The sequence below is a fragment of the Halomonas sp. C22 genome, from assembly GCF_007655045.1.
Classification (GTDB): domain Bacteria; phylum Pseudomonadota; class Gammaproteobacteria; order Pseudomonadales; family Halomonadaceae; genus Vreelandella; species Vreelandella hamiltonii.
On record NZ_VBVC01000016.1, the window covers coordinates 25,446 to 41,170 of the forward strand.

11 protein-coding genes are annotated in these 15,725 nt (G+C 60.0%); 7 read left to right on the forward strand and 4 right to left on the reverse strand.

Features of this window, described 5'->3' with window-relative positions:
- Positions 1–19 precede the first annotated feature (19 nt).
- The 3 genes from FEU76_RS18140 to FEU76_RS18150 form a co-directional block, all read right to left on the reverse strand.
- Positions 20–2,176, reverse strand: coding sequence for a putative bifunctional diguanylate cyclase/phosphodiesterase (locus tag FEU76_RS18140; protein ID WP_144984928.1), 2,157 nt, complete (start codon positions 2,174–2,176; stop codon positions 20–22).
- Positions 2,177–2,259: 83 nt separating this feature from the next.
- Positions 2,260–3,969, reverse strand: coding sequence for a methyl-accepting chemotaxis protein (locus tag FEU76_RS18145; RefSeq protein WP_144984931.1), 1,710 nt, complete (start codon positions 3,967–3,969; stop codon positions 2,260–2,262).
- Between the two features lie 235 nt (positions 3,970–4,204).
- Positions 4,205–5,020 (reverse strand): outer membrane protein assembly factor BamD, encoded by an 816-nt coding sequence (locus tag FEU76_RS18150; protein ID WP_039182422.1) that lies wholly within the window; start codon positions 5,018–5,020, stop codon positions 4,205–4,207.
- A 197-nt stretch (positions 5,021–5,217) separates the two neighbouring features.
- Between FEU76_RS18150 and rluD the strand changes: the two genes are divergently transcribed.
- The 5 genes from rluD to ilvN all read left to right on the forward strand — a co-directional run bounded on the left by rluD (position 5,218) and on the right by ilvN (position 12,395).
- Complete coding sequence (rluD, locus tag FEU76_RS18155) at positions 5,218–6,177, forward strand: 23S rRNA pseudouridine(1911/1915/1917) synthase RluD (RefSeq protein WP_039182424.1); 960 nt, start codon at positions 5,218–5,220, stop codon at positions 6,175–6,177.
- Positions 6,174–6,929, forward strand: a complete 756-nt coding sequence (gene pgeF, locus FEU76_RS18160; RefSeq protein ID WP_144984934.1) for a peptidoglycan editing factor PgeF — start codon at positions 6,174–6,176, stop codon at positions 6,927–6,929. The genes rluD and pgeF overlap by 4 nt, the downstream gene beginning before the upstream one ends.
- Before the next feature lie 157 nt (positions 6,930–7,086).
- Positions 7,087–9,681 carry an ATP-dependent chaperone ClpB gene (gene clpB, locus FEU76_RS18165; protein ID WP_039182428.1) on the forward strand — a complete coding sequence of 865 codons (2,595 nt, stop codon included), beginning with the start codon at positions 7,087–7,089 and terminating at the stop codon, positions 9,679–9,681.
- 498 nt (positions 9,682–10,179) lie between these two features.
- Complete coding sequence (locus FEU76_RS18170) at positions 10,180–11,904, forward strand: acetolactate synthase 3 large subunit (protein WP_039182430.1); 1,725 nt, start codon at positions 10,180–10,182, stop codon at positions 11,902–11,904.
- Positions 11,904–12,395 (forward strand): acetolactate synthase small subunit, encoded by a 492-nt coding sequence (gene ilvN, locus FEU76_RS18175; RefSeq protein ID WP_016916051.1) that lies wholly within the window; start codon positions 11,904–11,906, stop codon positions 12,393–12,395. Before FEU76_RS18170 ends, ilvN begins: the two co-directional genes overlap by 1 nt.
- Before the next feature lie 84 nt (positions 12,396–12,479).
- On the opposite strand, the gene ilvY is transcribed toward ilvN, so the two are convergent.
- Positions 12,480–13,367 (reverse strand): HTH-type transcriptional activator IlvY, encoded by an 888-nt coding sequence (ilvY, locus tag FEU76_RS18180; protein WP_144984937.1) that lies wholly within the window; start codon positions 13,365–13,367, stop codon positions 12,480–12,482.
- Positions 13,368–13,560: 193 nt separating this feature from the next.
- On the opposite strand from ilvY, the gene ilvC reads away from it, so the two are divergent.
- The gene (gene ilvC / locus FEU76_RS18185; protein WP_016916053.1) at positions 13,561–14,577 is read left to right on the forward strand and encodes a ketol-acid reductoisomerase; all 1,017 of its coding nucleotides are present in this window, start codon (positions 13,561–13,563) and stop codon (positions 14,575–14,577) included.
- Positions 14,578–14,728: 151 nt separating this feature from the next.
- Positions 14,729–15,613 (forward strand): CDP-diacylglycerol--serine O-phosphatidyltransferase, encoded by an 885-nt coding sequence (pssA, locus tag FEU76_RS18190; RefSeq protein WP_039182438.1) that lies wholly within the window; start codon positions 14,729–14,731, stop codon positions 15,611–15,613.
- Positions 15,614–15,725: the final 112 nt, after the last annotated feature.

The following is a 15,725-nucleotide window of genomic DNA, read 5'->3' on the forward strand; positions in this document are numbered from 1 at the left end:
CTGCCCGCCGCGACCAGCCCTAGGCCAGTACGGGAGGAGGTGCCAGGCAATGCTTGGCCATCTCCTCCGGTGCCACCGGCTTGCAGAAGTAGTAACCCTGATAGGCATGGCACTGGTGCGCGTTGAGATAGCGCCAGTGCTCGATGGTTTCCACTCCTTCTGCAATCACATCAAGCCCCAGTGAACGCCCCATGGCAATGATGGTTTCGACGATGGCCATGTCGTCGGCGTCCTGATGAACATCGCGCACGAACGACTGGTCGATCTTGATCTGGTCCAGCGGCAGGCGCTTCAAGTACTGCAGCGAGGAGTATCCGGTACCGAAGTCATCCATGGCAAAGCTGATGCCCAGCGCCTTGAGCTGGTGCATGCGCTCGATGGTGTCCTCCACTTTGCCGATCACCGTGCTTTCGGTCAGTTCCAGCTTCAACCGATGGGCAGGGGCGCCGCTGAGCTCCAGCGCGGTAGCGACTTCCTCCATGAAACCGGGTTGCTGGAACTGCTTGGCACTGACGTTCACCGCCAGCACCAGATGCCGGGTGTGCTCCGTGGCCTGCCAGGCCGCCAACTGCTCACAGGCTGCGTGCAGTACCCAGCTGCCAATCGGCACGATCAGCCCGGTTTCCTCCGCCAGGGGGATGAACATGCCGGGGGAGACAAACCCTCGTTCCGGGTGCTGCCAGCGAATCAGCGCTTCGGCACCAATCGCCCGCCCTTGGTTATCTACCTGCATCTGATACACCAGCACGAACTCTTCCTGCTCGATGGCCAGGCGCAGGTCGCGCTCCAGCTCCGTGCGGCTTTCCAGCTGGGCTTGTACTTCAGGGTCATAAAAACGCAGGCCGTTCTGTCCGCCGCGCTTGGCCAGGTGTACCGCTGAGTTTGCATACTGGAACAGGCTGTCGATGCTCTCTTCCAGCCCTTTGAACAATACCAGGCCCTGGCTGACGTTGAGGAACTGCTGACGGCCTTCCAGGCAGTAAGGCTGGGTCAGAGTGTGACTCACCTGCTGGGCAAAGAACTCGGCTTTTTCGGCCGCTTTCAGCTGGTCTTCATCCAGGCCGTCCACGATGATGGCAAATTCGTCTCCGCTGAGCCGGCCAATCGTGCAGCCTTGGGGCTGCAGCGTTTCCAGCCGCTTGGCCATCTGCTTGATCAACTCATCCCCGGCGCGGTGGCCAATGCCATCGTTGATGCGCTTGAACTCGTCCACGTCCACATAGATCAGGCTGCCGTAGGTGCCCGTGTGCGCATTGGTTTCGAGCGAGTGCTGAAGGTGTTCGAGCATCAAGCGCCAGTTGGGCAGCTCGGTAAGCGAATCGTAGTAGGCCAGTTGATGCACTTGCTGCTCGGCATGACGCCGCTGGTGCTCGGAGTCACGCAAGCTCAATAGCGAAGCGGCGATGCGCTGCAGGGTTCCGCTATGCTGCTGGCTGAGCCGCTCCACTGCCTGCATGTCCGGTAACTGATCCGAGCGCTTGGAAAGGGCGAGAATGGCATCGCCCACGATGACCAAGCGTTGATTGATCCGCCATGCCGCGATCATCGCCGCGCCCAGCAGTAGCGAGAACAGCCCAATGCCGGTCCAGAGAATGGAGTTGCGCTCGTGGGTCAGCGCTTGGTACGACTCGCCATGTCGATCACTGGCCCGCTGGGTCAGGGCTTCGAAAATCTGCTGAGAAAACAGGTTGAACGTCGTGAAGTACTGCTGGGCTTCACGTAGATAATAGCCAGCGTCTCCCTGATTCAAGGTGGCGGCTTCGTTCGCCATGTCCACAAAACGACGGTAATCGAAGAAGGCGCGCTGCAGAGTGTCCGCACTCTCTTGGCTGAGATCGTAGATCAGGGGTGAGGCCGCCAACTGGTCGATGCTCTGACCAATTCGGGAAAGCTCCAGATTGATGATGCCATACTCGGAATAACGCTGCATGGCACTCAGGTTGGTGTCGGTTGCCTGGCTGAGGACTTCGGTGACCCGCTGATGCAGGTCGCTCAACTGGCGGTCAAAGGTGGCCATTTGCACCAGCGTGTCCAGATCATTGGACTGCAGCTGATGGTTTTGCAGCGACTGCTCTTTCAACACCTGGGTGGCAAGCGCCAGCAGCAGCATGGCGGGTAACACCACCATCAGTACCGGTAGCAAGAACACCATAAACAGGCTTTGGGAAGGTTTCATGATAACCTCGAAGGGAAGGCAGTGGCCGTGATGCAGTGCATCACGGCCTGTCTAAATAGTTAACGGCAAAGCGCGCGTTTTATTTAGAAACTTTCCCACTCAGGCTCTGCCGAGGTCGTTTTCGAAGCGGGTAACGCCGGTGCCGTGGCGGCAGGGCGTTTCAGTTCTTGAGCCGGAGCGTGTTGCTGGCGAGCAGGTGTCGCGCCAGTGGTGGCAGGCAGTTTGAACGCCCCCATGGCGTGGAGCAGCTGATGTGCGTTTTGGCGTAAGTTGTTGGCCGCCGTGGCGCTCTCATGAACCAGCGATGCGTTCTGTTGGGTCACCTGATCCATTTCGGTCACGGCTTGCCCGACTTCCTGCACGCCAGCACTCTGTTCAGCGCTGGCATGGCTGATTTCCTGCATGATGCTGGTCACCCGCTCGATGGCGTGGACGATGTCTTCGGTCGATTTGCTGGCCTCTTCTGCACGCTCGTTACCATGGTTGACGCGTTCGAGGTTGCTGCTGATCAAGTCATTGATTTCCCGGGCTGCATCGGCGCTGCGCTGGGCGAGTTTGCGCACCTCTTCGGCAACCACGGCAAAGCCTCGGCCATGTTCTCCCGCCCGTGCGGCTTCCACCGACGCATTCAAGGCCAGGATATTGGTCTGGAAAGCAATCGAGTCGATGGTGGAGATGATGCCGGCAATTTCCTGAGAGCTCTTGTTCAGGTCGTTCATGATGGCCACGACATGGTGCACCGCTTCACCGCCCTGGGTTGCCGTCTTCGAGGCGCTGGCAGCCTCATGACTGGCTTGCTCAGAGTTGTCGGCGTTCTGCTTCACAGTGCTGTTGAGCTGCTCCATGGCAGACGCCGTTTCTGCCAGTGCGCTGGCCTGCTCTTCGGTGCGGGACGCCAGGTCATTATTGCCTTCCGCGATCTGCTCGCTGTTGGAAGCGACCGCCTCGGCCGATGCGCGCACCTGCGTCACGATATCCTGGAGCTGCTTGGCCATGGCGACCTGGGAAGCCATGATGCTGCGTGTATCATTCTTCTTCACACGGCCTTTGGTCGCCAGCTCACCGCGCCCAATCGCTTCTGCAAATGCCTTGACTTCATAGGGTTCGGCGCCCAGCTCTCTGAGCAGCTGGCGTGACAGGAACACCGCAATCATGCTGCCAATCAACAGGGCAAACAGGGTCAGGCCCAGCATCTGCAATTGAAAACCTGAAGCCGTCGCGCGGGCATCCTCGGTGGTGGCATTGTTGATCTGCTCTTGCAGGTCGATGAATTGATTGATGCGGCTCAACCACTCGCGGTAAGACGGCCCCGCTTGTTCGAGCATCAACGCCTGCGCCTGCTCGAACTGGTCAGCGTTCCTGGCATCGATCACTTGCTCCGACAGGGCCATGGTGGCAGTGGCCTGATCATTGATGCTGCTCAGCAGCGCCTGCTCTTGTGACGTGGCGGGGTACTGCTGGTTCAGGTCACGCATCTTGCTGATGGCAGTGTCGTAGAGGCCACGCAAACGGGTCAGCTCGTCTTGCAATGTGCCCAGGTTGCCGTTGCCTGCCGTGATGACCACGTCGCGCAACACGATCGCGCGATCATGCACACTGCCTCGCATGTCTACGGCGAATCGCTGCTTGGCTCCGTTGATATCGTTGATCTCGCTCAGGCTGCGGTCGATCTGGTTGACCTGATAGATACCAGCTGCTGTCAGCAGTACCAGCAATAGCAGGATCGTCGAGAAACTGGCGGTCAGTCGGGTGCTGATTTTCGTGCCGGCTAGGCGTTTATACAGGGATGGCATAAGGAAGCTCCTCAGGCGCCGTGCAGGCGCTTTATTATGTTCGGCGGGGCAATAATAGCGCCGCGTGAATATTTTGTACAATAATTGTATCGGTATTGGTTTTTGAAAATCTAATCAAGTGTCTGTTAATTAAGCTTTTGTGACAAAAACAAAAAAACCACGCCAAAGCGTGGTTAGATAAGGTGCATCGATTGTATAGCTTTTAAAAAGGGGTGGCTAGCACCCCGCTTCAACGTTAGTTACGGCCGCCGTTGTATTTGGGCACGAAGCGGCTGCCTTGCAGTTGCTCATGATCGGGCGCATTTTCACGCAGCACGGCCAGGACTTCGCTGGCGCGATCTTGCATGCCCATGCCTTGGTAACCTTCTACCATGGTGGCCAGAGCATCCCGCGTGGCGTTGGATTCCGGATAGTTTTCAACGACCCAGCGACCGCGCTCGATGGCCGCGAGGAAGGCGCCACGACGCAGGTAGTAGTCGGCGACATGCAGCTCATGGCGAGCCAGCAGCTCACGCAGGTAGACGATACGTTGCTGGGCATCTGGGGCGTATTGGCTTTGCGGATAGCGTTGAATCAGCTCGCGGAAGTCGTTGTAGGCATCCCGTGAGGCGCCCAGGTCGCGCTTGGAAATATCGATCAGGCGCAGGCGTTCCAGGCTGAAGCGCCCTGCTTGCCAAGCGGACAGCCCGCGTAGGTAGTAGGCGTAATCCACTTGCGGGTGGTCAGGGTGCAGGCGAATGAACCGGCTGGCCGCCGCGCGGGCCTCTTCCCAGTTACTGTTCTCGTAGTAGGCGTAGATCAGTTCGAGCTGGGCCTGTTCGGCATGAGGGCCAAACGGGTAGCGGGTGTCCAGGGCTTCCAGGCGCTCGATGGCGATAGGGTAGCGATTGCTGTCGAGGGCCGTACGGGCCAGCTCGTACAGCTCGCGCTCTTGAACACCGGCAAACTCGTCTTCGTCTTCCGGAGTGGTGTCATTGCTGGCACAGCCTGCTAACAGGGCAAGACTCAGGGCCAGGGCGCCAAAGCGGTTGGCAGCGGAAAAAACGCGCATCATCATCCTCGTTGCAAACAAGCCTCAATCACCGAAAAGCGACGATGGCCATAAGTAGAAATGGTAGAATAGGTCGCAGTCAGCCCACTATAAAACACCTGAGCGCAAAACGCAGGCTTGGCGACACTTTGCTGTCAGGGTTCAGCGGTGTCGTGTCATCCAGAAGTGGGCGTGTTTGTGTCATAAAGAGGTCATTCATGTCTCGAATTGTGGAAGCCACGCAGCGCGTCCCCGCCACCCTGGCGGGCGCACGCTTGGACCAAGCCGCCGCGGAGTTGTTCAGCGATTATTCCCGCGAGCGCTTGAAAGCGTGGATCAATGCGGGGGAACTCACGGTCGATGGGGCCCAGGCCAAGCCCAAGGCCAAGCTGCACGGTCACGAAGTGTTGGCGCTCCACGCCACCATCGAAGAAGACACTCGCTTTGCGCCCCAGGACATCGCCCTAGACATCGTTTATGAAGACGACGACGTCATGGTGGTCAACAAGCCTGCGGGGATGGTGGTACATCCTGCTGCAGGCAATCCCGATGGCACGCTGCTCAATGCGCTGCTGTTCCATCACCCTTCGCTGGCAGAAGTGCCCCGAGCGGGCATCGTCCATCGGCTGGACAAGGACACCACTGGCCTGATGATGGTGGCCAAGACCCTGCCCGCGCAAACGGCGCTGGTGGAGCAACTTCAGGCGCGTACCGTGTCACGTCAGTACGATGCGGTCGTGCTCGGCAAGCCGGTGTCGGGCAGCACGATCGATGCCCCCATTGGTCGGCACCCGAAAGACCGCAAGCGCCAGGCCGTGACCGCCTCGGGCAAGCCTGCGGTGACGCATTTTCGTGTCGTCGAGCGGTTCCGCGCGCACACCCACGTGCGCTGCCAGTTGGAAACCGGGCGTACTCACCAGATACGCGTGCACATGTCTCATGCGCGTTTTCCGCTGGTGGGAGACCCGCTGTACAGCGGTCGCGCCAAGCTACCGCCGGGGGCAGCCGGGCCATTGAAGGAGATTCTGCGTGAATTTCCCCGTCAGGCGCTGCATGCGCGCCAGTTGAGCTTCGTCCACCCCGTCAGTGGAGAAACGCTGACCTTCAAGGCGGAGCTGCCTGACGATTTGCTGATGCTGCTGGATTATCTGCGTGAAGATAGCGAGACCATGCGATGAGCGATGCCATAGACCTGCGCCCCACGCTGCTGCGCCCTGATTGGGCGGCGCCTGCCAACATACAGGCCTTTGTGACCACCCGCGAGACAGGCCCCAGCCAGAACGACTTCGCGGCGTTCAACCCGGCGGCCCACGTGGGCGACAACGCCGACCACGTGGCGCTTTGTCGTCGGCTGCTGCACAAGGAAATCGGCGATAGCCGTCCGCTGCTGTGGCTCAATCAAACCCACGGGGCACGGGTGCAGCAGGAGTATCAGGAAGGCGTGCCAGAAGCCGATGCCTCGGTGGCCAGCAGCAGCGACTATGCTTGTGTGGTACTCACCGCCGACTGCCTGCCGGTGCTGTTCTGTAATCGGCAGGGTACCCAAGTGGCGGCGGCCCACGCCGGGTGGCGCGGGCTCGCCGGTGGCGTGCTGGAAGCCACGGTGGCAGCGATGAACTGCGACCCCGAAGACATTCTGGTGTGGCTTGGCCCGGCGATCTCCAATGCTCAGTTCGAGGTGGGCCCGGAAGTGTACGGCACCTTCGTGGCCATCCAGCCCGACACCGCAGAAGCCTTCGATCATAGCCCTTATCGCCTGGGCCATTACATGGCCGACCTGTACCGCCTGGCGCGCTTTCGCCTGGAGGCGTTGGGTATCCATCAGATCAGCGGTGGTCACTTCTGTACGGCCTGCGAGTCGCGCTTTTACTCTTATCGGCGGGATAACGGCAACACCGGCCGCATGGCAAGCGTGATCTGGATCAAGTGAGCCGTCGTTCAACGGCTGGTTAATATCGCACGCCTCTTGAAATGGCTATAACTGCCGCCATTTTACTTGTCAAGCTAATCGTCTTTAGCACGTTCAACGACAGGTTATCGGGATGCGCCGTGGGTCGAAACGCACGGCACCCCCCAGGAGGTACTCCATGCGATTCGATAAATTCACTGCCAAGCTGCAGGCCGCCATTGCCGAGGCTCAATCCCTCGCCGTGGGGCGTGGCCACAATCAACTCGACCCTGCCCATTTGCTGCTGGCGCTGCTCGATACGCGCGATACCGGCATCAAGGCGCTGATCGAAAAAGCAGAAGGCAGCAGTTCCCGGCTGCGCGACGGCTTGCAGCGCCAACTGGAAGACTTGCCCAAGGTCAGCCAGTTCGACGGCGAGGTCCAGCCTTCCCGGGAATTCGTCAAACTGATGAACCTGACCGACCGCGAAGCGCAAAAGCGCGGCGATCAGTTCATTGCCTCCGAGCTGGTGCTGCTGGCAGCGCTGGAAATGAACGGTGCCATCACCAAACTGCTCAAAGAGGCCGGGCTGACGCGCAAAAGTCTCGAGGCGGCCATCGACAGCCTGCGTGGCGGCTCCCGCGTTGACGACCCCAACGCCGAAGATCAGCGTGAAGCGCTGAACAAATATACCCTCGATCTGACCCAGCGAGCGCTAGAAGGCAAGCTCGACCCGGTGATCGGTCGTGACGACGAAATTCGTCGCACCATCCAGGTGTTGCAGCGCCGCACCAAGAACAACCCTGTACTGATCGGTGAGCCGGGCGTGGGCAAGACCGCCATCGTCGAAGGCCTGGCCCAGCGTATCGTCAATGGGGAGGTGCCCGAGGGCCTGAAGGAAAAGCGTGTGCTCTCGCTGGATATGGGGGCGTTGCTGGCGGGCGCGAAATTCCGCGGGGAATTCGAAGAGCGGCTGAAAGCCGTGCTCAAGGAGCTCTCCCAGGAAGAAGGTCGGGTGATCCTGTTCATCGACGAGCTGCATACCATGGTGGGCGCAGGCAAGGCGGAAGGTGCCATGGACGCTGGCAACATGCTCAAACCGGCGTTGGCCCGAGGCGAGCTGCACTGTGTCGGGGCCACCACGCTGGATGAGTACCGTCAGTACATCGAAAAAGACGCGGCCCTGGAGCGGCGCTTCCAGAAAGTGCTGGTGGACGAGCCCTCTGAAGCGGATACCGTGGCCATTCTGCGCGGCCTGAAGGAGCGTTACGAAGTTCACCACGGTGTCGATATCACCGACTCGGCCATCATCGCGGCGGCCAAGCTCTCGACCCGTTACATCACTGACCGCCAGCTGCCGGACAAGGCCATTGACCTGATCGACGAGGCGGCATCGCGCATCCGTATGGAGCTGGACTCCAAGCCGGAGGAGATGGACCGTCTCGACCGCCGCCTGATCCAGCTCAAGATGGAGCGGGAGGCGCTCAAGAAAGAGACTGACGACGCCACGAAAAAGCGTCTGGAAGCCCTCAATCAGCACATCCATGAGCTGGAGCGCGAGTACGCCGACCTGGATGAGATCTGGAAGGCGGAAAAGGCCAGCATCCAGGGGGCAGCGCAGTTCAAGGCCGAGCTGGAACAGGCGCGTATCGACCTCGAACAGGCGCGCCGCCAGGGGGATCTTGGGCGTATGTCGGAGCTGCAGTACGGCAAGATTCCCGCGCTGGAGAAAAAGATCAGCGAAGTGGGCGAGGGTGAAGCCGATACCACCAGCCATCAGCTGCTGCGCTCCAACGTGACGGAGGAGGAGATTGCCGAAGTCGTGTCCCGCTGGACCGGCATCCCGGTGTCCAAAATGCTCGAAGGCGAGCGTGACAAGCTGCTGCGCATGGAAGATGCCCTGCACGAGCGGGTCATCGGTCAGCACGAAGCCGTGGAAGCAGTGGCCAACGCGGTGCGGCGTTCCCGGGCGGGTCTCTCCGACCCCAACCGCCCCAACGGCTCGTTCCTGTTTCTGGGCCCCACCGGGGTGGGCAAGACCGAGCTGTGCAAGTCGCTGGCCAATTTCTTGTTCGATACCGAAGAGGCCATGGTGCGCATCGATATGTCCGAGTTCATGGAGAAGCACTCCGTGGCCCGTCTCATTGGCGCACCGCCTGGCTACGTCGGCTATGAAGAGGGCGGTTATCTGACCGAAGCGGTGCGCCGCAAGCCGTACTCGGTGCTGCTGCTGGATGAGGTGGAAAAAGCCCATCCGGATGTGTTCAACATCCTGCTCCAGGTGCTGGAAGATGGGCGCTTGACCGATGGTCAGGGGCGTACCGTGGACTTCCGCAATACGGTCATCGTCATGACCTCCAACCTGGGCTCGGACATCATCCAGCGCATGGGAGGCGACACCAGCAGTGACGACGGCAGCGACTACGAGTTGATGAAGCAGGCAGTCATGGAAGTAGTGGGCAATCACTTCCGCCCTGAGTTGATCAACCGTATCGATGAAGTGGTGGTGTTCCATGCCCTTGGCCAGGAGCAGATTCAAGCGATTGCCGGGATTCAACTGGAGCGCCTGAAGGCTCGCCTGGCAGAGCACGATCTGAGCCTGGAAATCAGTGACGACGCCATGGCGCAGTTGGCGGTGGTTGGCTTCGACCCCGTATTTGGCGCGCGGCCGCTGAAACGTGCCATCCAGAGCCGCATCGAAAACCCGCTGGCGCAGGATCTGCTGGCTGGCAAGTACGCCCCGGGCGATACCATTCGCATCAGCGCGGGTGAAGGCAAGCTGATCTTTGGCTGATCCCGGAAGGGCTTGCTGCGCAATCAAATAGGGCGAATGCCCCGTCAGTGACGCTGGCGGGGCATTTTTTTGCAGCGACTGCGACCTTTGTTGCGTTTGCTCGGATAGGTGGTTGACACGCCAAGGGCGCTAATGGAATCTTGTGGGTTCCTGATTTGCGGGCGCGGAACCAGCGGGCAATCCCTCATCACCGCGCGAAGGGTAGGCTCACGCCTCTACCCGCCGAAGGACTTCCGGGCTCGGGCTAACCGCCTGACCTGGCCAACGCCCCGACACGGCAAACCGCCGTGTAAGGGAGGCACGCGTCAAGCTCGCCACGTCCAGACAGGCCATGGTGACCAGCAACGCGTGCTCCCGATGAGAGTGCAGGCCCTAACCGGGCCATATTGCCAGGGTTTGGCATCAGGTGCCGGCATGGGCCGGCAGCGGCATACCGCCGCACTCGACCCCGCAGGATGTCCTGCGGATCGCACTCGAGACCTCCAGGGGAGAAACACAGTGGAACTGCTTTCCGGCGCAGACATGATCGCCCGCTTCTTGCAAGATGAGGGCGTAGAGTACATTTATGGTTATCCCGGTGGTGCGGCACTGCATATTTACGATGCGCTGTTCCGCCAGGACAAAGTGAAGCACATCCTCGTGCGTCACGAGCAAGCGGCCACCCACGCGGCTGACGGCTATGCCCGTGCCTCCGGCAAGCCCGGCGTGGTGCTGGTGACGTCCGGCCCTGGTGCGACCAACGCAGTCACGGGTATCGCGACTGCCTACATGGACTCCATTCCCATGGTCGTGCTGTGTGGTCAGGTCATGAGCCACCTGATTGGTGACGACGCTTTCCAGGAAACCGATATCGTCGGCGTGACCCGGCCCATCGTGAAGCACAGCTTCTCGATTCGTCACCCTTCTGACATTCCGGAAGTGCTGAAAAAGGCCTTCTACCTGGCTTCTACCGGCCGCCCCGGCCCTGTGGTCGTCGATATTCCCAAGGACATGACCGCGCCCACCGAGCGCTACGAGTACGTGTACCCGAAGAAGGTCAAACTGCGCTCCTACAATCCGGTGACCCGTGGGCATACCGGGCAAATCAAGAAAGCCGTCGAGATGATGCTGAAGGCCAAGCGCCCCGTGTTCTACACCGGCGGTGGTGTGGTTACCGGCAAGGCCAGCGAAGGCTTGACCGATCTGGTGAAGCAGCTTGGTTTCCCGATCACCACCACGCTGATGGGCATTGGCGCTTACCCGCAAAGCGACCGCCAGTGCCTGGGCTGGCTGGGCATGCACGGCTCGTACGAGTCCAACATGGCCATGCACCACGCGGACCTGATCATTGCCATCGGCGCACGTTTCGACGACCGCGTGACCAACAACACGTCGAAGTTCTGCCCCACGGCCAAGATCATCCATGTGGATGTCGATCCCAGCTCGGTCTCCAAGACCGTGCGTGCCGACGTGCCCATCGTCGGTCCAGCCGCCAGCGTCATCAACGAGATGATCAGCCTGGTGCAGGGGCACGAGATTGCCCACCCCGAAGCGTTGACCGACTGGTGGCAGAAGATCGACGGCTGGCGCGCCGAGCGGGAAGGCAAGCTCTATGAGCCCTCCAAGCCCGGCGAGGCGCTGAAGCCCCAGGAAGTCATCGAGGCACTGTGCCGCGTCACTCGGGGCGAGGCGTACGTCACCACCGACGTGGGCCAGCACCAGATGTTTGCCGCGCAGTACTACAAGTTCGACAAGCCCAACCGCCTGATTACCTCCGGTGGCCTGGGCACCATGGGCTTCGGCTTTCCGGCCGCCATGGGCATCAAGCAGAACTTCCCCGAAGACGACGTGGTATGTGTCACGGGGGAAGGCAGCTTCCAGATGATGATGCAGGAGCTTTCCACCTGTAAGCAGTACGGGGTGGGGGTCAAGATCGTCAACCTGAACAACGCGTCGCTGGGGATGGTGCGCCAGTGGCAGGACTTGAACTACAAGTCCCGCCATGCGCACTCCTACATGGAGTCGTTGCCCGACTTCCATATGCTGATCGAAGCTTACGGGTTTACCGCCATCACGGTCACTACCCTGGACGAGCTGGAGCCAGCGTTGGAGCGTGCCTTTGCCAACAAGCATGAGCTGGTATTCCTGGACGTGAAGGTCGACCCCTTTGAGCACGTTTACCCGATGCAAGTGCCGTTAGGCGCGATGCGTGACATGCTGCTGTCCAAAACGGAGCGTACCTGATGCGTCATATCATCTCGATTCTGATGGAAAACGAACCGGGTGCGCTGTCACGTGTAGTCGGGTTGTTCTCTCAGCGTAACTTCAACATCGAAACGCTGAACGTAGCACCGACGGAAGACCCGTCGCTGTCACGCTTGACGGTCACCACCATCGGTGACGACCGGGTGATCGAGCAGATCACCAAGCACCTCAACAAGCTGATCGACGTGGTGAAGCTGGTCGACCTGACCGAAGGTAACCACATCGAGCGGGAGTTGATGCTGGTGAAGGTCAAGGCGCTGGGCGCTGCCCGTGATGAAGTGAAGCGTACCGTGGATATCTTCCGCGCCCAGGTCGTGGACGTGACACCGAGCCTCTACACCGTTCAGATCACCGGCGATGCCTCCAAGCTGGATGCCTTCCTGCAGGCCATGGCGCCGGTGGGCATTCTGGAAGTGGCGCGTACGGGCGTCTCCGGCATTGCCCGCGGTGACAAGGTGCTGTCGCTCTGATCTCTGATCGCGCGTTAGTACCCACCCAAAACCGCCCTTCGCCGGGCGGTTTTTTTGTTTTTGGGTGGCGCCAGGCGAATGCCGCTAGCGAGGTGCCACCGTGGTCCAGAAAGCATCGATCATGGGATTCTGCAGCCGCCGGTTCAGCACGCACAGGCCAACATCGTAGTGGGGCAGCTCGGGCTTGACGTTGAGTACCTGTACACGCTCTGCCAGCGGGCTGTTGTCCAGCACGATACGCGGCACCACACCGACCCCAAACCCTAGCCCCACCATGCTGACGATGGCCTCATGTCCCGCCACCTGGGCATAGATGCGTGGCGCAATGCCCATGGCCTTGAACCAGGTGTTGGCGTACTCCCGCGACAGGCCCGCCTCCGACAGAATCATGGGCACATGCCGCCACTGTCCGGCGGTCGAGCTTTCCGGATGGCTAGGCAGCCAGGCATGGGTTTCCGTCGGGGCGATGAACAACAGCGGCGAGCGGGTGAGCGACTTGAACGCCAGGGCGCTGGGAGGAATGCGAGGCCTGGGCGTAATGGCCATGTCATCGGCCCCTTCCAGTACGCGGTTCATGGCGTCTGCCGGGTCACCCGTATGCAGCTTGAGCTCGATGCCGGGGTGGCGTACCCGCACATCGCTCAACAGCTCATACAAAAAGCTGTAGCTGGCGGTGACCGAGCAGTAGATGCTGATTTCCCCGCTGAGCTGTGTCGCGCTGGTGGCCAGCGTGCGCTTTTGGGTTTCCCACTGCTCCAGCGTCTCCTTGGCGTAGCGCAGGAAGGCGATCCCTTGCGGGGTCAGCGTGACATGCCGGTTGTCGCGTTCGAACAGGCGGGTGCCCAGCTCGCTCTCCACCTGTTGAATCGAGCGGCTCAAAGTGGAAGGGCTGATATGGCACAGCTCGCTGGCACGCCCGAAATGCAGCGTATCCGCCAGGGTGGCCATGTGCTTGAGAAGACGAAAATCCATGGGGTCGATGCCCTGAGTGTGATTTCATTTTATGAAATAGTATGTTGCAAATATAGCGTTTTACGCAATGGTGCTGCTGGCGTAGAGTGACCTCAACGCCGAATCCCAGTGCTGCACTAGACGGCACGGGTGGCCATCAACGCTGACACATACACGATAACGATCTGATTAAACCGATTTCTGGAGTCTCGCCATGCACGTTTACTACGATAAAGATTGCGACCTTTCCCTCATTCAGGCCAAGAAAGTCACCATCGTCGGCTACGGTTCTCAGGGCCATGCCCACGCCAACAACCTGAAAGAGTCGGGTGTCGATGTCACCGTAGCGCTGCGCAAAGGCTCCTCGTCTGCGGCGAAAGCAGAAGCGGCAGGCCTGAAAGTCGCCAGCGTACCGGAAGCGTGCAAGACCGCTGACGTCGTCATGATTCTGGCGCCGGACGAAAACCAGAAAGCCATCTACGAGCAGGAAGTCGAGCCGAATCTGAAAGAAGGCGCGACCCTGGCGTTTGCCCACGGGTTCAACATCCACTACAACCAGATCGAGCCGCGTAAAGACCTCGACGTGATCATGATCGCGCCGAAAGCACCGGGCCACACCGTGCGCTCCGAGTTCGTCAAGGGCGGCGGTATTCCCGACCTGATCGCGATCCACCAGGACGCCTCTGGCAACGCCAAAGAGCTGGCGCTCTCTTACGCTGCAGGGGTTGGCGGTGGCCGCAGCGGTATCATCGAGACGACCTTCAAGGATGAAACCGAAACGGACCTGTTCGGCGAGCAGGCGGTCCTTTGTGGTGGCGCGGTCGAGCTGGTGAAAGCCGGTTTCGAAACCCTCACCGAAGCAGGTTACGCACCGGAAATGGCCTACTTCGAGTGTCTGCACGAACTCAAGCTGATCGTCGACCTGATGTACGAAGGCGGCATTGCCAACATGAACTACTCCATCTCCAACAATGCGGAGTATGGCGAGTACGTGACCGGCCCTGAGGTGATCAACGACGAGTCTCGCGCTGCAATGCGCAATGCACTCAAGCGCATCCAGACCGGCGAGTACGCCAAGATGTTCATCCAGGAAGGCAACACCAACTATCCGTCCATGACTGCACGCCGTCGCCTGAATGCCGAGCACGAAATCGAGCAGGTGGGTGCCAAGCTGCGCGGCATGATGCCGTGGATTGCTGCCAACCAGCTGGTCGACAAGTCCAAAAACTGATCGACCACCGTCATGAAAACGCCCCGAAGCGCCGCTGCGTGCTTCGGGGCGTTTTGCATTCCGGCTGTCAGGACTGGTCGGCAAGGGTTCACCGTGTAGAATGAGAAGGGTTCACTTGTGAATGTGACTTCACTCTAAATGGATGACACTTATGACTCAGGATGCTCGCGACCCAGAGCAGGAATCGCTCCCTTCGTCCGCTGCAGGCGCGGACAGCGCGGCTACTCCTTCGTCGAAGGAAGAGGACATCGTGCGGAACGAGGATCTTGCCGCTGCTTTTCTTCGTGAAACCGAAGTCGTGGAGGAGGCCGTCGAAAACGGCAAGAAGATTCGCCGCAAGGGCATCTACCTGCTGCCCAACCTGTTTACCACGTCGGCACTGTTTTCTGGTTTCTTTGCCGTGGTGGCCGGGATCAATGGCGAGTTCACGTCGGCAGCGGTGGCCATCTTCATCGCCATGGTGCTGGATGGCTTGGATGGTCGCGTGGCGCGCATGACCAATACGCAAAGCGCTTTCGGGGCCGAGTACGACAGCCTGTCGGACATGATCTCGTTCGGCATGGCGCCTGCCCTGGTCGCCTTTACCTGGATACTGCAAGATATCGGCAAGACCGGCTGGGTGGTGGCCTTTCTCTATGTGGCGTGTGCTGCCTTGCGCCTGGCCCGCTTCAACGTACAGATCGGCAGCGTCGACAAAAAGTGGTTCATCGGCTTGCCCAGCCCTTCGGCTGCTGCGCTGGTTGCCGCCAGCGTGTGGACATTCCACAGCTTCGACGCCGATGCCTTCGGCTTCAAGCTGCTGATGCTGCTGGTGGTGGGCGCGGCGGGTATTCTCATGGTGAGCAATATCCGCTACTACAGCTTCAAGGACCTGGACTTCAAGAAGCCCGTGCCCTTCGTGGTGCTGCTGGCGGTGGTGCTTGGATTCGTGATGATCTCGGTACAGCCCTCGGTCATGTTGCTGTTGCTGTTTGGTGCCTACGTCTGCTCGGGGCCGGTGCTGGCCGTCATGCGCAAGGCCAAGCCCAAACACTGAGCTGAAATTATTTTACAAAAGCCCTTGCCAACCCGGCAGCGAATCCGTAAAGTACGCATCCGCTGCCGGGGACGCCAAGCGTTACCAGCGGTAAAGAAGGTTGAAAAACCTT